This is a genomic window from Saliniradius amylolyticus (assembly GCF_003143555.1).
Classification (GTDB): Bacteria; Pseudomonadota; Gammaproteobacteria; order Enterobacterales; family Alteromonadaceae; genus Saliniradius; species Saliniradius amylolyticus.
The window spans coordinates 2065891-2090304 of the sequence record NZ_CP029347.1; the positions used below are offsets into that span (position 1 = coordinate 2065891).

Annotated in this window: 24 protein-coding genes; 13 read left to right on the forward strand and 11 right to left on the reverse strand. The window is 52.0% G+C overall.

The annotated features are described in order from the left end of the window. Nucleotides 1-1857 (forward strand): DUF885 domain-containing protein, encoded by a 1857-nt coding sequence (locus HMF8227_RS09605; RefSeq protein ID WP_109339977.1) that lies wholly within the window; start codon nucleotides 1-3, stop codon nucleotides 1855-1857. Nucleotides 1858-1917: 60 nt separating this feature from the next. Here the strand turns inward: HMF8227_RS09605 and HMF8227_RS09610 are convergent, their stop codons facing one another. Then, a complete protein-coding gene (locus HMF8227_RS09610) occupies nucleotides 1918-2148 on the reverse strand; it encodes a DUF2789 domain-containing protein (RefSeq protein ID WP_109341068.1) in 231 nt (76 codons plus the stop codon). 141 nt (nucleotides 2149-2289) lie between these two features. On the opposite strand from HMF8227_RS09610, the gene HMF8227_RS09615 reads away from it, so the two are divergent. Next, on the forward strand, nucleotides 2290-2844 hold the full coding sequence (locus HMF8227_RS09615) for a sigma-70 family RNA polymerase sigma factor (protein WP_109339978.1): 555 nt from the start codon (nucleotides 2290-2292) through the stop codon (nucleotides 2842-2844). Continuing rightward, entirely contained in the window at nucleotides 2837-3544 is a 708-nt protein-coding gene (locus HMF8227_RS09620) for a DUF3379 family protein (RefSeq protein ID WP_162558566.1), read from the forward strand. Before HMF8227_RS09615 ends, HMF8227_RS09620 begins: the two co-directional genes overlap by 8 nt. A gap of 32 nt (nucleotides 3545-3576) precedes the next feature. Here the strand turns inward: HMF8227_RS09620 and HMF8227_RS09625 are convergent, their stop codons facing one another. Next, nucleotides 3577-4035, reverse strand: a complete 459-nt coding sequence (locus tag HMF8227_RS09625) for a GNAT family N-acetyltransferase (protein WP_109339980.1) — start codon at nucleotides 4033-4035, stop codon at nucleotides 3577-3579. A gap of 181 nt (nucleotides 4036-4216) precedes the next feature. On the opposite strand from HMF8227_RS09625, the gene putP reads away from it, so the two are divergent. The 7 genes from putP (at nucleotide 4217) to HMF8227_RS09660 (ending at nucleotide 12615) form a co-directional block, all read left to right on the forward strand. Continuing rightward, nucleotides 4217-5683 (forward strand): sodium/proline symporter PutP, encoded by a 1467-nt coding sequence (putP, locus tag HMF8227_RS09630; protein WP_204101088.1) that lies wholly within the window; start codon nucleotides 4217-4219, stop codon nucleotides 5681-5683. A 120-nt stretch (nucleotides 5684-5803) separates the two neighbouring features. Continuing rightward, the gene (locus HMF8227_RS09635) at nucleotides 5804-7018 is read left to right on the forward strand and encodes an EAL and HDOD domain-containing protein (protein ID WP_109339982.1); all 1215 of its coding nucleotides are present in this window, start codon (nucleotides 5804-5806) and stop codon (nucleotides 7016-7018) included. Nucleotides 7019-7172: 154 nt separating this feature from the next. Further along, on the forward strand, nucleotides 7173-8087 hold the full coding sequence (gene cysD, locus HMF8227_RS09640; RefSeq protein ID WP_109339983.1) for a sulfate adenylyltransferase subunit CysD: 915 nt from the start codon (nucleotides 7173-7175) through the stop codon (nucleotides 8085-8087). Further along, the gene (gene cysC / locus HMF8227_RS09645; RefSeq protein ID WP_109339984.1) at nucleotides 8087-8683 is read left to right on the forward strand and encodes an adenylyl-sulfate kinase; all 597 of its coding nucleotides are present in this window, start codon (nucleotides 8087-8089) and stop codon (nucleotides 8681-8683) included. The genes cysD and cysC overlap by 1 nt, the downstream gene beginning before the upstream one ends. After that, nucleotides 8680-9465 (forward strand): 3'(2'),5'-bisphosphate nucleotidase CysQ, encoded by a 786-nt coding sequence (cysQ, locus tag HMF8227_RS09650; protein ID WP_109339985.1) that lies wholly within the window; start codon nucleotides 8680-8682, stop codon nucleotides 9463-9465. The genes cysC and cysQ overlap by 4 nt, the downstream gene beginning before the upstream one ends. A 3-nt stretch (nucleotides 9466-9468) precedes the next feature. After that, on the forward strand, nucleotides 9469-10878 hold the full coding sequence (gene cysN, locus HMF8227_RS09655; protein ID WP_109339986.1) for a sulfate adenylyltransferase subunit CysN: 1410 nt from the start codon (nucleotides 9469-9471) through the stop codon (nucleotides 10876-10878). Between the two features lie 9 nt (nucleotides 10879-10887). Further along, nucleotides 10888-12615, forward strand: coding sequence for an SLC13 family permease (locus tag HMF8227_RS09660; RefSeq protein ID WP_109339987.1), 1728 nt, complete (start codon nucleotides 10888-10890; stop codon nucleotides 12613-12615). 34 nt (nucleotides 12616-12649) lie between these two features. On the opposite strand, the gene cysS is transcribed toward HMF8227_RS09660, so the two are convergent. After that, nucleotides 12650-14032, reverse strand: a complete 1383-nt coding sequence (gene cysS / locus HMF8227_RS09665) for a cysteine--tRNA ligase (protein WP_109339988.1) — start codon at nucleotides 14030-14032, stop codon at nucleotides 12650-12652. 142 nt (nucleotides 14033-14174) lie between these two features. Between cysS and HMF8227_RS09670 the strand changes: the two genes are divergently transcribed. Further along, complete coding sequence (locus HMF8227_RS09670; protein WP_109339989.1) at nucleotides 14175-14672, forward strand: peptidylprolyl isomerase; 498 nt, start codon at nucleotides 14175-14177, stop codon at nucleotides 14670-14672. Between the two features lie 4 nt (nucleotides 14673-14676). After that, nucleotides 14677-15417 carry a UDP-2,3-diacylglucosamine diphosphatase gene (gene lpxH, locus HMF8227_RS09675; protein WP_109339990.1) on the forward strand — a complete coding sequence of 247 codons (741 nt, stop codon included), beginning with the start codon at nucleotides 14677-14679 and terminating at the stop codon, nucleotides 15415-15417. Here the strand turns inward: lpxH and HMF8227_RS09680 are convergent. Next, nucleotides 15401-16921: a methyl-accepting chemotaxis protein gene (locus HMF8227_RS09680; protein WP_109339991.1), complete on the reverse strand. Its 1521-nt coding sequence runs from the start codon at nucleotides 16919-16921 to the stop codon at nucleotides 15401-15403. The genes lpxH and HMF8227_RS09680 overlap by 17 nt on opposite strands. A gap of 100 nt (nucleotides 16922-17021) precedes the next feature. Next, entirely contained in the window at nucleotides 17022-17786 is a 765-nt protein-coding gene (gene miaE / locus HMF8227_RS09685; protein WP_109339992.1) for a tRNA isopentenyl-2-thiomethyl-A-37 hydroxylase MiaE, read from the reverse strand. 224 nt (nucleotides 17787-18010) lie between these two features. Between miaE and HMF8227_RS09690 the strand changes: the two genes are divergently transcribed. After that, nucleotides 18011-18613, forward strand: a complete 603-nt coding sequence (locus HMF8227_RS09690) for a Yip1 family protein (protein WP_109339993.1) — start codon at nucleotides 18011-18013, stop codon at nucleotides 18611-18613. Between the two features lie 51 nt (nucleotides 18614-18664). Here the strand turns inward: HMF8227_RS09690 and purF are convergent, their stop codons facing one another. The 6 genes from purF to truA all read right to left on the reverse strand — a co-directional run bounded on the left by purF (nucleotide 18665) and on the right by truA (nucleotide 24399). Continuing rightward, nucleotides 18665-20176, reverse strand: coding sequence for an amidophosphoribosyltransferase (gene purF, locus HMF8227_RS09695; RefSeq protein WP_109339994.1), 1512 nt, complete (start codon nucleotides 20174-20176; stop codon nucleotides 18665-18667). A gap of 9 nt (nucleotides 20177-20185) precedes the next feature. After that, nucleotides 20186-20680, reverse strand: coding sequence for a CvpA family protein (locus HMF8227_RS09700; protein ID WP_109339995.1), 495 nt, complete (start codon nucleotides 20678-20680; stop codon nucleotides 20186-20188). Nucleotides 20681-20730: 50 nt separating this feature from the next. Continuing rightward, a complete protein-coding gene (locus HMF8227_RS09705) occupies nucleotides 20731-21351 on the reverse strand; it encodes an SPOR domain-containing protein (protein ID WP_109339996.1) in 621 nt (206 codons plus the stop codon). A 10-nt stretch (nucleotides 21352-21361) separates the two neighbouring features. Continuing rightward, nucleotides 21362-22624 carry a bifunctional tetrahydrofolate synthase/dihydrofolate synthase gene (folC, locus tag HMF8227_RS09710; protein ID WP_109339997.1) on the reverse strand — a complete coding sequence of 421 codons (1263 nt, stop codon included), beginning with the start codon at nucleotides 22622-22624 and terminating at the stop codon, nucleotides 21362-21364. Further along, entirely contained in the window at nucleotides 22624-23469 is an 846-nt protein-coding gene (gene accD, locus HMF8227_RS09715; protein WP_109339998.1) for an acetyl-CoA carboxylase, carboxyltransferase subunit beta, read from the reverse strand. The genes folC and accD overlap by 1 nt, the downstream gene beginning before the upstream one ends. 135 nt (nucleotides 23470-23604) lie before the next feature. After that, a complete protein-coding gene (truA, locus tag HMF8227_RS09720; protein WP_109339999.1) occupies nucleotides 23605-24399 on the reverse strand; it encodes a tRNA pseudouridine(38-40) synthase TruA in 795 nt (264 codons plus the stop codon). Nucleotides 24400-24414: the final 15 nt, after the last annotated feature.

The following is a 24414-nucleotide window of genomic DNA, read 5'->3' on the forward strand; positions in this document are numbered from 1 at the left end:
ATGCACCTCAGACAGCTATTTTCCGTCAGTGCTATTGCGCTGGCTGTTACGGCCTGTAGTCCGGCCGATCAACAAGCTCAAAGCAGCAATGAAGCTCAGCAACAGGCCACCGCTAAAGCGGGTCAGACACAAACAGAAAATGAACGCCTGCGTGCCTTCTTCGATGCCGCGTTCGAAGAAGACTTACAGCGCTCGCCCCTGTTCAGAAGTTACCTGGGCATCAAAACCGACTACGGCAAGTGGGATGACATCTCCGAACAATCATCCGACGAATACGCCGAAATCCTGCGCTCACGACTGCAGAAGCTTGAGCAGTTCGACAAGTCCAGATTGGGTGAGCAAGAGAAGCTCTCTTACGACATCTTTAAGGTGGATATCGAACGTAAACTGGCTAATGATGTTTTCCGTCATCACCAGTACGTCATGGATCAATTCCGCGCCTGGCATACCACAGTCCCCAGCTTCCTGATTAATATTCACGGAGTCAGTGAATTGTCCGATGCTGAAGCTTATATCTCACGCTTAAATGGCGTAGAGAAACTCTTTGGCCAGGTTATCGACCAGCTTAAGATTCGCGAGGAAAAGGGGGTATTCCCACCGGACTGGTCCTACGATCAGATGATCAAAGCGTCCGAAAATGTCATCAGTGGTCAGCCCTTTAACGATGATGAAGAAAACTCAACCATCTGGCAGGACTTCACCCGTAAAGTCGACGCCCTGGAGGTGGATGAGGCCACCAAGGAGCGTTTATTAGGCGAAGCCAGAACAGCCCTGCTTGAAAAAGTCCAGCCGGCCTACGAGAAACTCATTGAGGCATTGGCGCACCAACAAACCCTGACCCCGGAAGGCGACGGAGTCTGGCGCCACCCCCGCGGTGAGGCTTTCTACAAGAATCGTCTGGCCTGGTTCACCACCACCGACTTAACTGCCGACGAGGTCCATCAGTTAGGTCTGGACAATGTGAAGCGCATCCACAATGCCATGAACGCCATTAAAGAAGAGGTGGGGTTTGAAGGCAGCCTGCAGGACTTCTTTAAGTTTATGCGCACCAGCGACCAGTTCTATTACGACAACACCGATGAGGGTCGTGCGGCCTACATGAAGGACGCCAAGGCACTGATCGATACTATGGAAGAAAAGATTCCCGACTACTTCGGCCTGACACCAAAGGCGGATATGATCGTTAAACGGGTGGAAAAATTCCGCGAGAAATCCGCCGGTAAAGCGTTCTATCAGAGTCCGTCAAAGGACGGCTCACGTCCCGGCACTTACTACGCCAACCTGTATGATATGCAGAATATGCCAACCTACCAGATGGAGGCGTTGGCCTATCATGAAGGTATCCCGGGCCACCATATGCAACGAGCCATTGCACAGGAGCTTGAAGGTATTCCGGAGTTTCAGAAGTACGTATCCTTCACCGCCTATACCGAGGGTTGGGGCTTGTACACCGAAGAGTTGGCCAAAGACATGGGCTTCTATCAGGACCCTTACTCCGATTTTGGTCGCTTAGCCATGGAGCTTTGGCGTGCCTGCCGCCTGGTGGTGGATACGGGGATTCATGACAAGAAGTGGAGCCGGGAGAAGGCCATCGATTACCTGATCGAAAACACGCCCAACCCGAAGAACGACGCGGTCAAAGCCATTGAGCGCTATATCGCCATGCCGGGTCAGGCGACGGCCTATATGATCGGCAAGCTTAAGATTATGGAGTTACGCGCCTGGGCTAAGGAGCAATTGGGTGAGGACTTCGATATTCGTGGCTTCCACGATGAGATCCTCAAAGACGGGCCGGTCCCACTCAATATTCTGGAACGTAAGATCCAAAACTGGGTTAAATCGGTGCAAAACGCTTAAACCCACCATTAAAAAGCCGGGGCGACCCGGCTTTTTAACATGACGAGCAACCTGAATATCCTAGTGACGCAGCCGCGCGTCCAGTTCATCAACCACCTCTGCCCAGTCAGAGTCATCATCTATGGCCTCATGTAAAAACGACTTTTGCGCTTCATTCCAGAAGCTGGCGTCGAGAAATGAGTCTTTTTCTGCCAACCGGTGCTGTTCCAAAAACCGGTTGATGCCGGTGTCCGAATCATCCAGCCCCAGTTGAGCAAACAGAGTCTTAATATTGTGCTTTGATGTATCCACATTGGCCTCTTCTGAGTCGCGCACTTTCCTCTAGCATAGACCACCCTCGCAGCGTCACAAACTCGACTAATGTCAATCCGCATAACACCTTGCCTCAAATAGAGGTACACTGGGAGTAGCACGACTCAAAGTCCGCTTTTTATGATTTTTAGAAAGAAATCCTCTGTTTCATCGGTCCCTAACGACATGATGAAAAAACAGCAACGCTACGAAACCCTGGTGCGCGCCATGCACAGCGATATTTTTCGCTATGCGTACTGGCTTATTGGCGATAAGACCATTGCCGAGGATGTGGTACAGGAAACCTTTTTGCGAGCCTGGAAGTCTCTGGACTCGCTGAAGGATGAAAAGGCCGCTAAGTCCTGGTTGATTACCATACTCAGGCGCGAAAACGCCCGCCGTTTCGAGCGCAAGCAGTTGGAAACTGTCGATATGGCAACCGTGCCTCTGCCCGATGACACCAGTCACGAAACGAATCTAGAGACCCAACAACTGCGATTTCACATCACTCAACTCGCCCCCGAGTATCGTGAACCCTTAATGCTACAGGTACTCATGGGGTACAGTGGCGATGAGATTGCCCAGCAGTTGGGTTTGAATAAGAACACCGTGATGACCCGCTTATTCCGGGCCAGGAACCAGCTAAAAGAGAAACTGGATGCCGAGCAACCCAAACGAGGATTTCAAAATGGATGAACTTGAGTTTCGCCGCACCATTTATGCCGATCCTCACAGTCAGGATCCTGCACTCATAAAAGCGGCGTCAGAAGACCCCAAACGCCAGCAGTTCTGGCAAGAGGTGAAATCTCTGGATAATAAAGTTGATAGAGCTCTGGAGGTGGATGTTCCCGAAGGCTTGTCTGAACGTCTAATCTGGCGTCAGAGTATGCAGGTTGATCGTCAAAGTCAGAGGCGTCATCGCTGGCATATTGCCGTCGCCGCTTCCGTGGCATTTTTTCTGGGAGTAACAGTAACCCAGTGGCAGAACCGGGTTTCTTCCAATCTCGGTGACCATGCCTTAGCCCATGTTCGCCATGAGACTCAAGCTCTGGACATCAATGAGCGCGTATCCCCCGCACAGGTAAACGCCAAACTGGCCAGCTTTGGCGGCCAGTTCAGCGAGGCCATCGGTCAGTTGACCTTTGCCAACTTCTGTACCTTTGAAGGCCTGACCAGCCTGCATCTGATTCTGCCTGCGGCAGAGGGCGAGCGTGTCACCGTATTTATTGTGCCCCATAGCGAAGCCCATCAGGCACCGGCACGCTTTGCAGATAACCAGTTCCAGGGACGTACCCTGGCCTTCAGTACCGCTGAAGTCTTGGTGGTCGGAGAACACCCCAAAGCAGTGGAAGAAGTGGAGCAAAAAGTTCGTCAATCGCTAAGTTTCAGAACCTGATAGAAAGCCTTCGTAGTGATAAGACTGACCGCTCACTTACTCTGTGAGCGGTTAAGCACCATATCGATATGCTCTACTCCACCGTCGTCATACGCATCGCCCACTGTTCGCCAGCCAAATCGCCCATAGAAAGACTGTAAAGGCGTCTGAGCACTGAGTTCAAAGCGCTGATAGTCGCCCAGTTGGGCCGCTTTGCTTAGCAATTCTGTGACCAGTTGCTGTCCGATTCCCTGACCACGATAATCGGGCAACAACACCAGTCGTTCAAATTTGTAGCATCGCTTTTGTTCATCGGCTCGCAGGCGGGCGTACCCTGCCAGCCTGGCGTCAGCTATGAGCAACAGGTGCCAACTGCGCTGATCCAGACCATCGATATCTTCATACAGACTTTGCTGCTCCAACATAAAAACCTGTTGGCGCAACCGCAATAATGATTCCAGCTCCATCAGGGTTAACTCCTTGTAGGAGCGCCATTTAAATGTCAGTTTCATTGACGTCACAAGACTTAGGTAGAGAAAAGGTTAGCAAGTTGTTAGCATAATAATCTAATTGGCTGAATTTTCTAACTTTTAGGTTTTCGATTTAATTTGTCGGCCAATAAAACTAAATCAGGAGTTTTCTGTGGAACCGAATATTTATACGCTGATTTCAATTGCTTTGTATTTTATTGCCATGCTGGGCATTGGCTTATACGCCTATAAAACCTCCACCGATGATGTCTCCGGCTATATGCTCGGCGGCCGTCGTTTAGGACCCGGCATCACTGCTTTATCCGCGGGTGCTTCCGACATGAGCGGCTGGATGCTCATGGGTTTGCCCGGAGCCATGTATCTGGCGGGTATGTCTCAAATGTGGATCGCCGTGGGTCTGGTCTTCGGTGCACTGGCCAATTATCTGATCGTTGCGCCGCGCCTGCGGGTTTACACCGAACTGGCTAATGACTCCATTACCATTCCCGATTATTTCGCCAACCGCTTTGACGATAAAGAACGTTATCTGCGCATCTTCTCGTCAGTGGTGATCATTATCTTCTTCACCCTGTATACCTCAGCCAGCCTGGTAGCCGGTGGTAAGCTGTTCGACAGCTCCTTCGGTATGGACTACAGCACTGGCCTGATTGTGACGGCGGCTGTAGTGTGTGCGTACACACTGTTCGGCGGCTTCCTGGCAGTGTCTATGACAGACTTTGTGCAGGGTTGCATCATGTTTGTGTCACTGATTTTAGTGCCTATCGTAGCCTTTAATGAGCTCGGTGGTGTTAACGCCGTTAGTGATCATGTGGCTCGCCTGGATCCGAACAATCTGGAGCTATTTACCAATTCAAGTACCGGAGAAACCTTAGGCACGCTGGGTGTTATCTCTCTGTTAGCCTGGGGCTTGGGTTACTTCGGCCAGCCACATATCATCGTGCGCTTTATGGCCATTCGCTCGGTGAAAGCCGTGCCCGCCGCACGTAACATCGGTATGTCGTGGATGGTTGTATCCATCATTGGTGCCCTGGCCACTGGCTTTGTGGGCATTGCTTATGTGGATGAGACCAAGATGCAACTGGACGACGCCGAAACCATCTTCATCGTTTTCTCTCAGTTCCTGTTCCATCCGTTGATCGGGGGCTTCCTGTTGGCGGCTATTCTGGCTGCCATCATGAGTACCATTTCTTCTCAGCTGCTGGTGACCTCAAGCTCGCTGACCGAAGATTTCTACAAGGCCTTCCTGCGTAAGGAAGCCGATCAGAAAGAGTTGGTGTTGGTCGGGCGTATTTCGGTGCTGGTGGTATCCGTTGTCGCCATCATCCTGGCCTGGGATCCACAAAACTCGATTCTTAACCTGGTAAGCAATGCCTGGGCTGGATTTGGTGCTGCCTTTGGCCCGGTCATTATCCTGAGCCTGTTCTGGAAGCGCATCAATCGCAATGGCGCCCTGGCAGGTATGCTGGTCGGCGCGGCAACTGTACTGTTCTGGATTTACGCCCCGGTGACTATCGGCGGCGAACGTTTGAGTGCCATTGTTTATGAAATTATCCCCGGGTTTATCCTCTGCACACTGGCCTGCATTATTGTCAGCAAGCTCACTCGTGAGCCAAGCGAAGAGATGCAGCAAACCCACAAAAAAGTGGAAGACTATATGCGGAGTGCCTAGAGCACGGCTCCAGCACAGTATTTCCAGTCGATAACTCAGAAAACCCGGAACAAAACTTCCGGGTTTTCTTTTGTTTGTGCAACAATACAGTAACAGGAAATCTGCCAACGTGGAGACGCTATGGCATTTTTTGCCGCCCGTCAGCCTATATTAGATAACGAACAACAACTCTATGCCTATGAGCTGTTATTTCGTGACAGTATGGATAATGTCTTCCCCGATATCAGTGAGGATGTGGCCACCTCTCAGATGTTGGCCGGCCTGCAGTTTAACCTGGGGTTCGATACCCTGGCCCAGGGCAAGCTGGCCTTTATCAACTTTCCACAGAAGTCCTTACTCGAGCGCTACCCCTTACTGATGCCGAAGGAACAGTTGGTGGTTGAAGTACTGGAAACCGTCAAGCCCAACCGGCAACTGCTTAATGCCGTAGTGGAACTCAAGGAAAAAGGTTACCGCATTGCGCTGGATGACTACGAGCACAAACCGGTCTGGAAGCATTTCTATCCCTATACGGATATTATCAAGATCGATTACTCTCTCACCTCAGAAGATGAAATTCGGCAGATTATCCAGGCGATTCAACCCTACCCTCATATCGAGTTACTGGCGGAAAAAGTGGAAACTCACGAGCAGTACGAATTTGCCCGCGACCTTGGCTTCAAATACTTTCAAGGTTATTTCTTCAGTAAACCGGAAGTACTGGAAAGTGCCAACCTGGATCCCGGCCAGCAGACTCTGGCGCAACTGATGGTGGAACTGGCCGACGACGATGTGGATCTGGAGCACGCCGGAAAACTGTTTGAGACGGATGTTAACCTGACCTTTAAATTGCTGCGTTATGCCCAGTCCCCTATTTTTAAACGCCGTGCCGAAATCGACAGCATTAAACAGGCCTTGGTAATCCTGGGGCTGGACGAGGTCCGCCGTTTTGTCGGCGTACTCTTTGCCGCTCAGTTTAAGGACCATAAGCCCGCGGCCTTAACTCTGCTGGCGCTCACCCGCGCCCATTTTTGCGAATTAGTCGCCAGGCAGACCGGTCAGCCCTCTGCGTCCGCTTTCCTGGCGGGTATGTTGTCACTGATGCACGCCATGTTAGACACCCCCCTGCCTAACTTGCTTGACAGCTTGCCGCTGTCTGCGGAGCTTAAACTCGCTATTGCCGAGCAAAAGGGACCGCTCGGACTCACCCTCAACCTCTGTAAGCTGTTTGAAACCGGCCACTGGTCAGAAATCAAACAAAACTGCCAGCATCTTAACCTGCCCCACGACACTGTTGAGGAGCTTTATTTAAATGCAGTCAGCTGGGCTGGCGAACGCGAGCAGTTTTTGTCGTGATACTCCACCTCTTCTCCACGGGCGATCATGGCAAAGTACTAAATATTGCGTCTTACATATAGCGTTAATGCATAGGCTTATAGCTAGAAAAATGGTAGATTCAGCACCATAGCGTATCGCTGACTATTTCTTCATTTGCAACCAGAGTAAATTCATGGACATCTCACAAGACCGCATTACCCATTTAAAACAACTGGAAGCGGAAAGCATTCATATTTTCCGTGAAGTGGCCGCCGAATTCGACAATCCGGTGATGTTGTACTCCGTTGGTAAAGATTCCTCGGTGCTTCTGCACCTGGCTCGTAAGGCCTTTGCACCTGGGCGTATTCCTTTCCCTTTACTGCACGTGGATACCGACTGGAAATTCCGCGAAATGATCGAATTTCGCGATCGCATGGCCAAGCAATACCAATTCGATTTACTGGTATACAAGAACAAGGAAGGCCTGGAGAAAGGCATTGGCCCCTTTACCCACGGCAGTGCCGTACATACTGACGTGATGAAGACCCAGGCCCTGAAAAAAGCCTTAGATAAATATCAGTTTGATGCCGCCTTCGGCGGAGCGCGTCGGGATGAAGAAAAGTCCCGTGCTAAAGAACGCGTCTACTCATTCCGTGACGCCAATCACCGCTGGGATCCAAAAAATCAACGCCCCGAGTTGTGGAATATCTATAACTCACGAGTGAATAAGGGTGAAAGCATCCGGGTATTTCCTTTATCCAACTGGACCGAGCTGGATATCTGGCAGTATATCTACCGAGAAAATATTGAGATTCCCTCACTGTACCTGGCCAAGCCTCGTCCTGTTGTTGAACGTGATGGGACACTGATCATGGTGGACGATGATCGTATGCCGCTGAAAGACGGTGAAACCCCGAAAGAAGAATGGGTACGTTTCAGAACTCTGGGCTGTTATCCCCTGACCGGTGCGGTGCGCTCGAAAGCCGACACCCTGCCCGAAGTGATTCAGGAAATGCTACTCACTAAAACCTCTGAGCGTCAGGGCCGGGTCATCGATCATGACAGCGCCGGCTCCATGGAGAAAAAGAAAATGGAAGGGTATTTCTAATGGCCGAGAATATCGTCTGGCACCAACACAAAGTCGACAAAGCCGTGCGTGCTCAAGCCAAAGACCAAAAGCCTCAGGTCATCTGGCTTACCGGCCTGAGCGGCTCAGGGAAGTCCACTATCGCTAATATTCTGGAGCAGAAACTTGAGGCGATGGGCAAGCACACCTACCTGCTGGATGGCGATAATATTCGCCACGGCCTCTGTGGGGATCTGGGTTTTAGTGATAAAGACCGGGTTGAAAATATTCGCCGCATCAGCGAGGTCTGCAAGTTGATGGTGGACGCGGGGCTTATCGTGATCACCGCGTTTATTTCCCCATTCAGAGACGATCGCAACTTCTGCCGTAAGCTGGTAGACGACGGCGAATTTGCTGAAGTTTTTGTGGATACACCGTTGGAAGTCTGCGAGCAGCGCGATCCCAAAGGGCTGTATAAAAAAGCCCGCGCCGGGGACATCAAAGACTTTACCGGTATCGGCTCTGATTACGAAGCCCCCAAGGCGCCCGAGGTACACCTCAAACATGAGCAAGAAACCGCCGAACAGGCCGCCGACCGTTTGATCGAGGCACTACAACAACAGGGGCGACTGACATGATCGATCAAGCTCTGACCGACAAAGTGGTTGCCATCGCCCAGCGAGCCGGCAATGCCATTATGGCCATTTACCAAAAAGACTTCGCCATTTATGAGAAACAGGACGAAAGTCCACTCACGGAGGCCGATCTGGCTGCTCATAAGGTCATTGTCGAAGGACTTAACGCCCTGTCTGATATTCCTATTCTGTCCGAGGAGTCCGCCGATATCGACTGGGACGAGCGCCGTCAATGGCAGCGCTACTGGTTGGTCGACCCTTTGGATGGCACCAAGGAATTCATCAAGAAAAACGGTGAGTTTACGGTCAACATCGCTCTCATTGAGAACGGCAACCCCGAGCTTGGGGTGGTGTATGCGCCCGCGTTGAGCAGTACTTATGTGGGGATTGTCGGACAAGAAGCCTACAAGCTGGATGGCGACAATAAAACGCCACTGCAGCCTAAGCCACACCAAAGTGGTGAGCCCTGGAAGGTGGTTGGCAGTCGCTCTCACCAAAGTCCGGAGATCCAGCGTATTTTAGAGCAGCTGGACGGTGACACTGAGTTGGTCGCCATGGGCAGCTCGCTGAAGCTGTGTCTGGTCGCAGAAGGCCAGGCTCATCTGTATCCCCGAGTCGGTCCCACCAGTGAGTGGGACACCGGTGCCGCCCACGCCGTGGTGCTGGCCGCTGGCGGCTATGTGTCTGAACTGGATATGGATAAGCCCCTGAGTGAGCAATCGACGCCGCTGCGTTATAACCAAACCGATTCCGTATTAAACCCCTATTTCCTAGTGAGCGTTTAAAGCATGATTGAGCAAAGCGAATTACTCGAAAAAGACATCCTTGGTTATCTGGAACAACATGAGCACAAGGACCTGCTGCGTTTTCTGACGTGCGGCAGTGTGGATGACGGCAAGAGTACCCTGATTGGGCGCTTGCTGCACGACTCTCAGATGATCTATGAAGATCAGCTGGCGGCCATTACGAAAGACAGCAAGAAAGTCGGGACCACCGGCGACCAGGTAGATCTGGCTCTGCTGGTTGATGGCCTGCAATCCGAGCGTGAGCAAGGCATCACCATCGATGTGGCGTACCGCTATTTCTCCACCGATAAGCGTAAATTTATCATCGCCGACACTCCCGGGCATGAGCAATACACCCGTAACATGGTGACCGGTGCCTCCACCTGTGAGCTGGCGATCGTTATGGTGGACGCTCGCGGTGGCGTCAAGACCCAGACTAAGCGTCACTCCTTCCTGGCCTCCCTGCTGGGTATCAGACATGTCATTGTGGCAGTCAATAAGATGGATCTGATGGACTTTGACCAGGATGTGTTTGATAAAATTAAGGCCGACTATCTGGAGTTTGCCGAGCAGCTGAATATCCCTGACATTCAGTTTGTACCCATCTCGGCTTTAAACGGCGACAATGTGGTGAAGCCCAGCGAGCACTCGCCCTGGTATGATGGCAAACCCCTGATGGAAATCTTAGAAACCATCACGGTGGAGAAAACCGAAAACCGCGATGATTTCCGCTTCCCGGTACAGTATGTCAATCGCCCCGATCTGAACTTCCGTGGTTTCTGCGGCACAATTGTGTCCGGCGAAATCCGTCCCGGCGACAGGGTCACCGCCCTGCCATCCGGCAAAGAATCAACCGTGGATCGCATCGTTACCTTCGACGGCGACCTCGATCATGCCTACCCGCCGCTGGCCGTAACCCTGACTCTGAAAGATGAGATCGATATTTCCCGCGGCGATATGATCGTGAAAAGCGATAACTTACCGATGCTGGGAGCGAACTATAAGGCCCACCTGGTTTGGATGGACGAGGAAGCGCTGGTGCCACATAGCCAGTATGAGTTTAAGTTTGCCACCAAGGCAGTGACCGGCAGCGTGCAGGAAATTGACCACCAAATTGATGTCAATAACCTAAACGCCAAGGAGGCCACTCACCTGCACCTGAATGAGATTGCCGTCGCCAATATCAAGCTGACCCAACCGGTGGCTTGTGACCCCTACCAGCGCAATCGTCAAACCGGTGCCTTCATTGTGGTGGATCGGCTGACCAATAATACAGTCGGTGCTGGCATGGTCATCGAGCAAACGGAAGAAAAGGCGCAGCAGAGTCAGTTCTCTGAGTTCGAACTGGAACTCAATGCCTTGATCCGTAAGCACTTCCCCCATTGGCAAGCGCAGGATATCAGCAAGCTGTAGGGAACCTTCATGGACGTCAATCAATGGCTGGTAGCAGGGATTTTTATCCTGACCATCGGGGCGCTGGTATTATCCAACCGGCGCCCCGCCTTTATCTTTGCCATGTCATCGCTGGCTCTGATCGCCAGTGGCCAGCTGTCCCTCGGACAACTCACTCATGGTCTGAGCAATAAAGGTCTGATTACACTCGTATTGTTGCTTCTTATCAGCCAGGCCATCGATAAAACGGCACTGATCAAAAGTATTGGTCATAAGCTGATCAATAAAAGTTATGCTCAAAGCTTCTGGCGGTTATTCGCTGTAACCTTTACCTCATCAGCGCTTTTGAACAACACAGCCATTGTTGCCAGCCTGACCGGACCGGTAAAGCAAAATCAACGTCACTTGCCGTCCCGGTTATTGATCCCGTTATCTTATGCCGCCATTTTGGGGGGCACCGTGACCTTAGTAGGCACATCCACAAACCTGATTGTGGACAGCTTCCTGATTGAAAACGGCCACCCAGGTTTTGAGTTCTGGGACTTTACTCTGTTTGGTCTCACCGCTGGGTTGCTCTGTGGCGGCCTAATGTATGTACTATCCCCAATGCTGCCCAAACTAGAGCAGCCCAAGGATGACTATAAACAGTACTTGATCGAAGCCGAGGTAGACGCGGATTCGCCTCTGGTGGGGCAGTCCATCGAAGACAATCACCTCAGAAATCTCCCGGAGCTGTTTTTGGTAGAGGTGGTTCGCGAAGGGCACCTGATTAGCCCGGTACACCCGGACCTGGTGCTGGAAGCCCACGACAAACTCATCTTTACCGGTAATGTAAAACGCATGGATACCCTGTCTCACATTCCGGGACTGAGTATTTTTGCGCAGACCAATGGACTGCTAAAAGAAAACCTCACCGAGGTGGTGATTTCAAACCGCTCCTGGTTGATCAATAAGACCTTGAAACAGGCCAACTTCCGGGCTGTATTTGACGCCGCTGTGGTGGCCATCCGCCGAGAAGGCGAGGCCGTCTCCGGTAAGCTGGGCGAAATTCCGTTACAAGCCGGTGATAACCTGCTGCTCGCCACCGGCGCAGATTTCCAGGGCCGTGACAACCTGACTCGCAACTTCTTTTTTGTCAGCGAACATCAGATCCAGCAGAAACTCAGCAAGAACAAAGACCGGCTCACGGTAGGAGGTTTCCTGGCCGCCATTGCGCTGGGAGCCATAGGCCTGATTCCGCTGACCACCGGGTTACTGGTGTTACTGGCGTTGTTAACACTGGTTGGGGTCCTATCTGGTAATGAGATACGCCGTCAACTCCCAGTCAACCTGATCATGGTCATCGTAGGAGCTCTGGGGCTAGCCACAGCATTGGAACAATCCGGCCTGTTGAGTCAGGTTACCAGTTTGCTGATGCCGCTGGTTAACGGCGGCTCCCCGTTCCTGGCCTTAGTGATGGTGTATTTGGTGACTCTGTTATTGACCGAGATGGTCACCAATAATGCCGCTGCCGCACTGATGTTCCCTTTCGCGTGGAATCTGATTCAGACCATGGACTACCCGGTGATGCCCTTTGCGCTGGCGATCGCTTTTGCCGCGAGTGCCAGCTTTATTTCACCCTACGGCTATCAGACCAACTTACTGGTGTTCAGCGCCGGGCGATATCGCTACCTGGATTTTGTTAAATACGGCCTGCCCATCTCGGCTTTATACTCGACCGTGTTACTAGGCTTACTGAAGTATTGGTTTGAACTTTAGGGACAGCCTGTTGAACAGGCCGTCCCAAGAAACCTTACTGGCGGCGCCAGATAGTGCCCTGCGGCCCATCTTCCAGCACAATGCCCATCTCCGTCAGCGCATCACGGGCTTCGTCTGCAGCAGCCCAGTCTTTGTCAGCTCTGGCCTGGGCACGCTTCGCGATCAGAGATTCGATCACCGCCACCTCATCATCGTCGCTATCGGTACTGCTTTGTAGATAACGACTGGGGTCTTGTTGCAATAGTCCCAGCACACCTCCGAGATGACGTAGCAAAGCCGCTAATTGTCCAGCCTTGTCGGCATCCCCTTTAGCGCGATTAATATCCCGCGCCAGCTCAAACAGCACTGAGTAGGCCTCTGGGGTATTAAAATCATCATCCATGGCTGCCATAAAGCGTTGCTGATAATCACCCACCTCAACCATTTCTTCCGTTGGCGTTACGTCCCGTAAGGCCGTATACAGCCGTTCCAGGGCGGCTCGCGACTGCTTCAGGTTCTCTTCGGTATAGTTTAGCTGGCTGCGATAGTGGGCCGATAACAGGAAGTATCTCAGTGTCTCGGCGTCATAATCATGCAGTACTTCACGCAGAGTGAAGAAATTCCCCAGCGATTTAGACATCTTCTCTTCATTGACCTGCACCATGCCACTATGTACCCAGTAGTTCACATAGGGCGTGTCGTAGGCACAGCAGGACTGAGCCAGTTCGTTTTCGTGGTGGGGAAAAGTCAGATCCGAGCCGCCGCCGTGAATATCGAAGTGAGTGCCAAGGTGTTTACTGTTCATGGCGGAGCACTCGATATGCCAACCAGGGCGGCCTTCGCCCCAGGGTGATGACCAGCTTGGTTCGCCGGTTTTAGCGAGCTTCCAGAGTACGAAGTCCAGCGGATCAGTCTTGGTGGTATCCACATCGACCCGAGCGCCTGCCTGCAACTGTTCAAGGTCCTGTTTGCTGAGCTTACCGTAAGCATCAAAAGTGCTGACATCAAACAACACATCGCCGGATTCGGCCTGGTAGGCGTGGCCCTTGTCCATCAAACGCTGGATCAGGTCAATGATCTCGCCCATATGCTCGGTGGCACGGGGCTCCAGATTGGCTGGTAACAGACCTAAGGCATCAAAATCCTCGTGCATCATGCCAATGGTGCGTTCAGTCAAATCAGCGCAGGACTCGTCATTCTGCTTAGCTCGCTGGATAATCTTGTCATCCACATCGGTAATATTGCGCACATAGTTGACCTCATAGCCGCGAAAACGCAGATAACGCACCATCATATCAAAACTCAGATAGGTGCGGGCGTGCCCCATATGGCAGAGGTCGTACACCGTAATGCCACAGACATACAGACCCACCTTGCCCGGTACCAGCGGCTTAAATTCCTGTTTAGAACGGGTCAGTGTGTTGTAGATCTGCAGCATAAGAATTCCTGTTTAAGGCAATGGGTTACAAGAAGGACGAATTTTATAATAAGCCGCCCGACGCTGCACCCGTGATTTACGCTTTTTCACGGAGTGAGGTTTAGGATAAAATATCCCCATCTCTATAGAACAGGAACAAAGAATGCAGGTTACCTTACACACCAACTACGGCGACATCGCCCTGACTATGCTGAGCGAAGAAGCTCCAACAACCGTGGCTAATTTTATTCAATATGCCAAAGACGGTTTCTATGACGGTACGCTGTTCCATCGCGTAATCCCTGGCTTTATGATTCAGGGCGGCGGATTTGCCAGCGGCATGGAGCAAAAAGAGGTTCGTGAGCCCATTGCAAACGAAGCCAACAATGGCGTGGCCAACGAGCGCGGGACTGTCGCTATGGCGCGCACCAATGATCCGCACTCAGCCAGCAGCCAGTTTTTTATTAATCTGGCCGACAATGACTTTCTTAACTTCCGTAATGAGACGGAAAGCGGCTGGGGCTACTGTGTGTTTGCTAAGGTCAGCGATGGTATGGCCGTGGCCGATAAGATTAAAGACGTTGAGACCGGCAACTTCGGTTTCCATCAGAATGTGCCTAACGAAGAGGTGATCATTCGCTCGGTCACGATCGACGAGTAACCCTTTGCATTCCTTTTTTATTGCCGATCTACACCTGAGTGCCGAGCGCCCCGATATCACAGGGGCCTTTCTACGCTTTATGAGTGAAGAAGCGCCTCTTTGCGAGGCGCTTTACGTATTAGGCGACCTGTTTGAAGCTTGGATCGGCGATGATGAGGATAGCCCCTTTAACCGCCAGATCATCCAGGCATTTACCGAGCTGACACAGGCTGGTGTGCCCTGTTACTTTATTCATGGCAACCGCGACTTTTTGATCGGCCAGCGCTTCGCCCGCCAAAGCGGCGTTCAGCTACTGCCCGAGCATCAGGTGATCGACCTGTACGGCGAACCAACCCTGATCATGCATGGCGACAGCCTGTGTACACGGGATACCGAATACATGCGTTTTCGTCGTAAAGCTCGTGGCTGGTGGTGGCCCCGTTTGATGTTAGCCATGCCCTTGTGGTATCGCCGCCGGGTGGCGCAAAAGGCTCGACGTCAAAGTGCCGAGGGCAATGCCATCAAACCAGAAGAGATTATGGATGTGACACCTGACGAAGTGGTGAAAGTGATGGGTCAAACAGGGGTCAAACGCCTGATTCACGGCCATACCCATCGTCCCGCCGTTCACCAGTTCGAAATAGACGGCCGTCCCGCTGAACGCATTGTACTCGGCGACTGGTATGAACAAGGCAGTATCCTGGTGGCTAAACCCGACTCCCTGACGCTGACCCAAAGGCCCCTGGCCACTACTTCCGAGTGCTAAAAAAGCCCATTAACTGGTTCAGCATGGATGTCTGAACCGACATATTCTTAGAGGTATCCATCAGTTCATTGGCAGCGGTCGCACTATTCTGAGTACCTTGCGTAATCTGCTCCATCGCCTTAGCGACCTGCTCCGCGCCCTCAGCCTGTTCGGCGCAGGCTGCAGCGATTTCCTGTACCAACGATGAGGTTTCATTGATGGTCGGCAACATATCTTTAAACAGCTCCCCCGCATCCTCGGCAAGACCGACACTGCTTTTTGCCACATCGCCAATCTCGGTGGTGGCCACCCGGCAGCGCTCGGCTAATTCACGGACTTCGTCGGCCACCACCGCGAAGCCTTTGCCCTGCTCGCCGGCACGACCCGCTTCGATGGACGCATTCAAGGCCAACAAGTTGGTCTGATAAGCAATTTCATCGATCATGGCGACCTTTTCGGCGATGGCTTTCATGGCCTCAACGGTTCGTAATACTTTTTCACCACCCGACTCGGCTTGGGCTGCCGCCTTTCGGGAGATCTCATCAGTTCGCCGCGCATTATCCGCATTTTGCTGAATGGACACGGTCATCTGCTCAATGGAGGCGCTGGTTTGTTCCACACTAGCAGCCTGAGAACTGGCGTCGTGGGACAGGTTATCCGACGTAGTCAGCACATTATCAGACGCACTGGCCAGATCCTCAGAGGCACTGCGCACATCAGTCACTATGCTGTCCAAATTCGCCGCCATGGTGTTAATGGCATGAAATAACTTACCCACTTCATCGCGACGGTCGGTATCCAGATTACGTTCAAGGTTGCCAGACGCTATGGTTTGACAGGCTAATAAAGCCTCTTTCAATGGGGCCAGTAACTTTTGACTGACTACCCAATAGCCTACACCAATGGTCGTTACCCCCATCAAAGCTATCAATGCAGGCAGCAATACCTCACCGCTGTGCTGATAGGCAATGATCGCCAGACACAACATCAATACGATGGAAACGCCACTAGTAATGGCAAGCCATGAACGAATCTGGCCAGGAACAAGTCGTTTCAGTTTACCCAGCAGACCCGTAGACACCACCTGGCCCTTCCATATGGTTTTGCCCTTCACCCGGCCTTCCCTGAATGCCTTATACAGACTCTCAGCAGCTTGCTTCTGAGACTCAGAGGGCGCGGCACGCAATGACATATAGCCTACCGCCTTGCCCTGCTTCCAGATAGGATTGGCACTGGCTTCAACCCAATAATAGTCGCCGTTTTTACAACGGTTTTTCACCATGCCTTGCCAGGCCTCTCCGCCTTTCAGGGTTCGCCAAAGATCCAAAAACGCTTCTCTGGGCATGTCCGGGTGACGCACTATGTTGTGCTGCTCGCCCATCAATTCATCGTCGGAAAAGCCACTGATCTCCTTAAACGGGCGATTGATATAGGTAATACGGCCGGTTAAGTCGGTTTTGGAAACGATATATTCTCCATCCCCCAGTTGGTGTTCCACACGGGTGACGGGCAGGTTCTTGCGCATAAGTGATTGTTCCACAGTCAATATTGGGGGTACGGCAAAAGCAGAGGCCGTTTCTACAATACTAGGAGAGCCCGAATTAACTGGCAAGAAATAATGACAGTCATTCAGACATTGACGTCAGAGGGATACCACTGTGAAACTTAAAATCCTCGTCGGGCTGCTCGATCAGACTCGCTTCAAGTTGCCCGAAGCGTCTGACACGCTCTTCAATAGGCTCTTTGCTGGCCTGCTGGGCAAGGCTTAAATAATCTTCAAAATGGCGCGCTTCGGAGCGCAATAAAGAGATGTAAAACTGCTCAAGCTGCCTATCCACCAAGGGTGCCAGACGCGCAAAGCGCTCGCAGGAGCGAGCTTCAATATAGGCGCCACAAATGAGCCTGTCGACTAACGCGGCGGGCTCGTGAGTACGAACTTCCTTCATCAATCCTCGTGCATAGCGGGCCGCCGGAAGATTACGATACCGAATGCCGCGCTGCTGCATGATCTCAACCACCTGCTGGAAGTGATGTAACTCCTCCTTCACCAATAACATCATCTTATCGATAATGGCATCGGCCAGCGGACTCTCTTCTCGCTGCATGTTCTTTTTGGCCGGTGCCGGCGTATCAAACACACTGTCACTGCGAGCCTGACGGTAAACATAATCTTCATAGGGCTTCAGCCACTGCATCAGTTGCTGCCCCGCCTCATGACCTGCAGCATAACGACGCATCAACCATACCGCCGTTTGCGCGGCCTTCAGCTCACAATTGGCATGGTCGATGAGCAACACCGGTAAGTTTTCGGGCCTGGAGGCGTGCTCAAGCCAGTTATCAGGAGTCTTGCAGTGCAAAAACGCGTTGATAGGCGCCAGTAATGCTTTCACCGGGTTCCTCTAGCTCAGAAAAAGGACGTATTGTAATAACATTCGGCTAGCCTAGCCAGCGCAGCTTTTAGGCTTACTGGGTTGTTGAAGGTCTCTATGGCCGGTAATCAGAACTTTTTCCACGCATAAGATTGAAACAGGTTGACCCTGTCCCCATTCTGACAGAAACTAAAGGTTAATAAGTTGTTAAATTTTAACATTCTACAACAACCGCTGAGGTAGCTATGATCTTAAATCACTTATGGGGCCTTTACGCTCACCCTAAAGAAGAGTGGCACACCATCGACAAACGTCATGAGGGTATCGGTTACAGCCTGGTACATGTGTTGATCATGGCGCTAATCCCCACCCTGATGGGCTATTATTCCGCGGCCCATATTGGCTGGAGTATCGGCGTGGGCGACCCTATCCGGCTGACCACAGACAGCGCTATGGTGATGGGCGGAGCCATGTATGTCGCTCTGGTTGCCGGAGTCTTTGCTCTTGCCTACCTCATTCAATGGATGGCTGGTACCTTTGATGCCAAACCCACTTTCACCCAATCCTTTGAACTAGCGGTATACACAGCAACGCCATTATTCATGGTCGGGTTTGCCGCCTTCTACCCTGAGCTCTGGTTTATGATGCTTGTTGGACTGGCTGGATTAAGTTACTCGGTGTACCTGCTATATTCCGGTGTACCTATTTTAATGCACATCCCCGAGGAGAAAGGCTTCATCTACTCCAGCTCGGTTGTCACCTGCGGCCTGGTACTGTTGGTGGTACTAATGGCCGCGACGGTGATCCTCTGGAGTTACGGTCTGGGACCACAGTATGTGAGTGCTTAGACTGGCTCCCAAAGTAGAGCTCAAAAAAAGCCGCTCATCGAGCGGCTTTTTTTAGTTATCCATATTGTGGATTTCCAGGTTACTGTGCTCCACTCGGCTCTGAGACTTAGCCCCGTCATTCCGCAAGCGGTCTATGTGATTCAGATACTCCTGATCCACATCACCGGTAATGTACTCACCGTCAAAGACCGACGTTTCAAAGCGTTTGATGGATGGGTTTTCCAGACGAACCGCTTCCACCAGATCGGTCAGGTCTTGGAACACCAAACCATCAGCGCCAATCAACTGGCAAATTTCATCCAGGTCTCGGCCATGGGCAATCAGCTCATTAGCCGATGGCATATCAATACCATACACATTAGGGAAACGGATTTCCGGAGCGGCAGAAGCAAAGTAAACCTTGTTGGCGCCTGATTCCCTGGCCATCTCAATAATCTGCTCGGACGTCGTCCCCCGCACGACAGAGTCATCCACCAGGAGTACGTTCTTGCCTTTGAATTCGGCCGAAATAGCGTTCAACTTCCGGCGGACCGACTTTTTGCGCATGGTCTGTCCGGGCATTATAAAAGTCCGACCTATATAGCGGTTCTTCACAAACCCCTGGCGGTAAGGCAAATCCAACTCCTGGGCAATCTGCAAAGCAATATCACAGGAGGTTTCCGGAATCGGGATCACCACGTCGATATCCAGATCGGCCCACTCGCGCGCAATCTTCTGACCCAGCTTGCGGCCCATATTTACTCGCGAGGCATACACCGACATGTCATCGATAAAAGTATCCGGGCGTGCAAAATACACAAACTCAAAGATACAGGGGGTATGTTCAGCAGGCTGCGCGCACTGTTTGGTGTGCAACTGACCGTCTTCGGTCACATAGATGGCCTCACCGGGCGCCACATCGCGGATAAACTCAAAGCCCACTACATCCATAGCAACGCTCTCCGAAGCCACCATGTATTCATCCCCTTGCTCAGTCTGACGCTTGCCCAGCGCCAGAGGGCGAATACCGTGAGGGTCTCGAAACGCCACCATTCCGTGACCAATAATGGCCGATACCACCGCATAGGCACCTCGGATCTTACTGTGCACCTTCTGTACGGCGTTAAACACATCATCCGGCGTCAGCGTCAGACCTGGGGAAGACTGCAACTCGTGGGCAAAGATATTCAACAACAGCTCAGAGTCTGAAGTCGTATTAATATGCCGGCGTGCAATGCGGAACACCTCATCGGCCAGTTCATGGGCATTTGTCAGGTTACCGTTATGGGCAAAGGCGATGCCAAACGGTGAATTGACGTAGAAGGGCTGGGCTTCCGCCGAACTTGACGAGCCCGCAGTGGGATATCGCGCATGGCCAATACCAAAGTTGCCGGTCAGACGCTGCATATGACGGCTATGGAATACGTCCCGTACCAGACCGTTGGCTTTACGCAGGTGGAACATACTGTCTTCCACAGTCACAATACCAGCAGCGTCCTGACCACGGTGTTGTAACACCGTCAGGCCGTCGTACAAGGCTTGATTGACCGGGCTTTTACCAACGATTCCAAGGATACCACACATGCAGATTACCTATTTTTGAGCAGGGTTTAAAAACGACGAATGGTTCTGTAAATATTCAAAGAACCACTCGATAACAATTCGAAACTCGGGGATCAGCACCGACTCCCGCCACCACTGAGCGTTCGGAAAGCCGGTAAAGGCGTCCATAAAGAACAACAGAGCGCTGACCACCAAAGCGCCGCGAATCAATCCAAATACCACCCCTAATGCACGATCAGTACCGGATAACCCGGTATAGTGGACCATCTGAGCGATCAGATAGTTCAACAGGGCCCCCAGGATCAGGGTGGTAACAAATAATATGGCGATGGCCACGCCGTTGCGCAGCAACTCATCGGAGAAATTAGTCAGAAAGCGGGCCAAGTCCTGATAAAATTGACTGGCGACAAAAAATGCGGCAAACCAGACTGCCAGCGACACTGCCTCTTTGACAAAGCCCCTTACCAGGCTAATCAGAGTAGACAGCAGGATAATTGCCAGAATTACAAAGTCGATCCAGTTCATGCCGCCGCAGGTAGAAAAATAGCCGCGCGAATTTTAACAAAAGCTGGCTATTAGTCCACTTTAAAAGTGGTGATCTTACCTTTGAGTGACGTTAATTGATTCAAATGAGGCAACGCTTGCTCTAATGGCTCGCGCTTGAGTTCGGGACCGACAAACACCTTGGTCAGCTCACCGGCACTGGTCGTGACCTGACGAGTAAAGACCCGATAACCGGCCTTCTTCAGGGTCGTCTTGAGCTCCTGCACATTCTTATTGTGGCGAAAGCTACCCAGTTGAACCACCCACCCTGCGCTAACCGCTTCATTTTCTGGCTCACCGGCCTCAGCCACTGGGTAGTCATTGACTGGCTGTTGGGTTTCGGAGGAGAGCGGGCTGCTTTGTGAAGCGCTTTGTGTGGTTTCAACTATTGGCTGTTCTTGCGTCTGGGGGGCGGGGTCGTCGACCGCTGTTTCATTGACGATCTCAACCTTACGGTTGGCGCGTTGTTTAACCGCTTCCACCGGGAAAGGCTGAGTTTCGGCTACCGGGCGCGACTCAGGTTGCTCCGGTACCGCAACAAAACTGTCCTTATGGGCGGCTTTTTTCCCGTCCAGAATATCCGGTAAAAAGATCACGGCCAAGGCCACGAGAATGACCGTACCCACTAAACGATTCTGAAACGCTGAGGACACATAACCTCCATTAACCCGACATTGGTTGGTAACGATTTAAGACCGCTCCCACCGTCAGGAAAGAGCCAAATACCAGGATAAGATCCTGCTCACCGGCTTGCTGCAACGCCGCATCCAGAGCAGTCTCAACGGCGTCGAATGTTAACATAGTTTGCGTGTCTGGCAGCAGGGAATTTAAGTCCTGCGCCGTTAGCCCTCGCGGTGGTGGTAGCGAGGCCAGATACCAGTTTGCAGTCAATCCGAAAAATGGCTCCAGACTTTCGACCACGGCCTTATCCTTCAGCATCCCTACCACCAAATGCAGTCGATCATAATTCATCTGACCGATACGCTGGCACAGATACGCCACAGCCTGAGGATTATGCGCCACGTCCACCATCACACACGGCTTGTCAGCCACAATCTGGCAGCGACCGGTAAGCTGTATCTGTTTCAGCAGCGCCGTTAACTCCAAGTTTTCCAGTAAAGCCAGTTGCTGCAAGGCCATCAACCCCGTAGCCACATTAGCGGGATGCAACTTAGGGGTGATATCAGTCGTCAGGGGCCGCTGACCCAGCCAGCCCTTAAAGCCAGACTCAACGTCTTGATAACCAAAGTCCTTTCCTAACCAGAGAACCCTGGCGCTGCGCTCAGCCATGGCGCTGACCAGAGTCACAGGAGGGTTAGGTTCCCCAATCAGCACCCGGGCTTCGGGACGCACAATGCCTGCCTTTTCAACAGCAATCTGTTCCCGGGTATCGCCCAGAAAGGCACTATGATCCACATCGATACTGGTAATTATCGCCAGATCCGGCGTCACGACATTCACTGCATCCAGACGTCCGCCTAAGCCCACCTCCAGTATGGCCAACTCTGCATCAGACTCTGCAATCAGCTGCAAAGCGGCCAGAGTACCGAACTCGAAGTACGTCAGACTGATATCGCCTCGCGCCTGCTCAACCTTGGTGAAAGCCGCACAATGACGAGCCTCGCTAAGCCAGGCCCCGTTGACCCGGACCCGTTCGCGATAATCCACCAAGTGGGGAGAACTGTATACAGCGCAGGTTTTACCCGCCTGCATCGAGCCTTGTTCAATCAGGGCACAGGTACTGCCTTTGCCATTCGTGCCGGCAACCGTCACCACCTGAGTGCCGGACCAGTCTAAGGCCAGACGCTGATAAACCTGCTGCACTCGCTCCAGTCCCATGTCGATGGACTGAGGGTGAATGGATTCCAAATAACTCAGCCACCCATCAAGGGTGGCTGGTAGCGGGGGATGCTGTGAGTCAGTCATTAATGCTGATGATGTAACTTACTTAACACACTGTACAATTTATCACGCATTTCGCGACGATCCACGATCATATCAATGGCGCCCTTTTCCAGCAAAAACTCACTGCGCTGGAAACCTTCGGGCAGCTTCTCCCGCACAGTTTGTTCGATTACACGAGGGCCCGCGAAGCCGATGAGAGCCTTAGGTTCCGCCACATTAATATCGCCTAACATGGCCAGGCTGGCCGAAACCCCACCCATGGTGGGATCGGTTAGCACAGAGATATAAGGCAGGCCTTTTTCACTCATTTTGGCAAGAGCCGCACTGGTCTTGGCCATCTGCATCAACGACAGCAGAGCTTCCTGCATGCGGGCACCACCACTGGTGGAAAAACAAACCAAAGGAGTATTGTGCTCGATACTAGCCTCAACGGCTTTCACAAAGCGGGCACCTACTACCGAGGCCATAGAGCCGCCCATAAAAGCAAATTCAAACGACACCGCTACCACTGGCATACCTTTGAGCTTGCCGCGCATGGCCACCAAGGCGTCTTTCTCACCGGTGGACTTTTGTGCTGCCGCAATCCGATCCTTATATTTTTTGGAATCTTTAAACTTGAGTACATCCTGTGGCTCAAGCTCCTTACCCAGCTCTTCCCGCTCACCTTGGTCCAAAAAGCTATTCAGGCGCGCACGGGCGGTGATACGCATATGATGATCGCACTTAGGGCATACCTCTAACTGACGCTCCAGTTCCTGCCGATAAAGCACCGCCTGACAAGAGGTACATTTCGACCACACGCCCTCAGGGACATTACTTTTCGAGGAGGATTGGGTACGAGGCAATATTTTCTCTATCCAGCTCATGGAATTCCTTTAAACTCGGTTTTTCGGGCTCGTTTACACACATGGGTATAACCGTGTCAGCCCAGTGAAATCACTGTCGGTAAATTGTGCGTCATTAAAGCATAAAATGCTTGTTTCGCGTAAAAAAAACTGGTCTTAGAAGTCATCGTCCGGCAAGAACAATGGTCCCATAGGCGGCTGGGGTAAACCATAATCGGCCGGATAACTGACCTTAACCAAATACAAACCATTAGGCTTTCCAGTGGGTCCGGCCTGAGTTCGATCCCGCGCTTCCAATACCTGCTGTAACCATTCCACAGGCCGTCGACCACTGCCAATCTCCAACAGCGAACCGGTGATATTACGTACCATGTGATGAACAAAGGCATTGGCCTGAATATCCAGCACTACAAAATCACCAAAGCGTTTTAGCCTCAGATGAGTAACATTACGCCAGGGTGACCTGGATTGACAGATAGCGGCCCGGAACGAGCTGAAGTCATGCTCGCCGATCAGGCACTCAGCGGCCTGCTGCATATGATCGACATTCAGTGGGCTATAATAGTGCGTCACTCCCTGACCCAGAATGCCGCCACGCAAAGGTTTGTTATAAATAATGTAGCGGTAACGACGGGCTGTGGCTTCGAATCGGGCGTGAAACCGCTCTGGCACTTCCTGAGCCCACTTCACCGCAATGTCTTTAGGCAGGTTAGCATTCATACCCAAAGTCCAGGCTCGCATCTGGCGAGGTCGGGTAACATCGAAGTGAACCACCTGACCGGTGGCATGGACGCCGGCGTCAGTCCGACCGGCACATTGAAGTTGGATAGGTTCATCGGCAATTCTGCTGAGTGCAGCTTCCAGCTCCTGCTGGACACTGTTCACTTCCTGCTGGCGTTGCCAGCCATAATAAGCCGAACCGTCATATTCGATACCAAGGGCAATACGCATGGGGACTCTCAAATC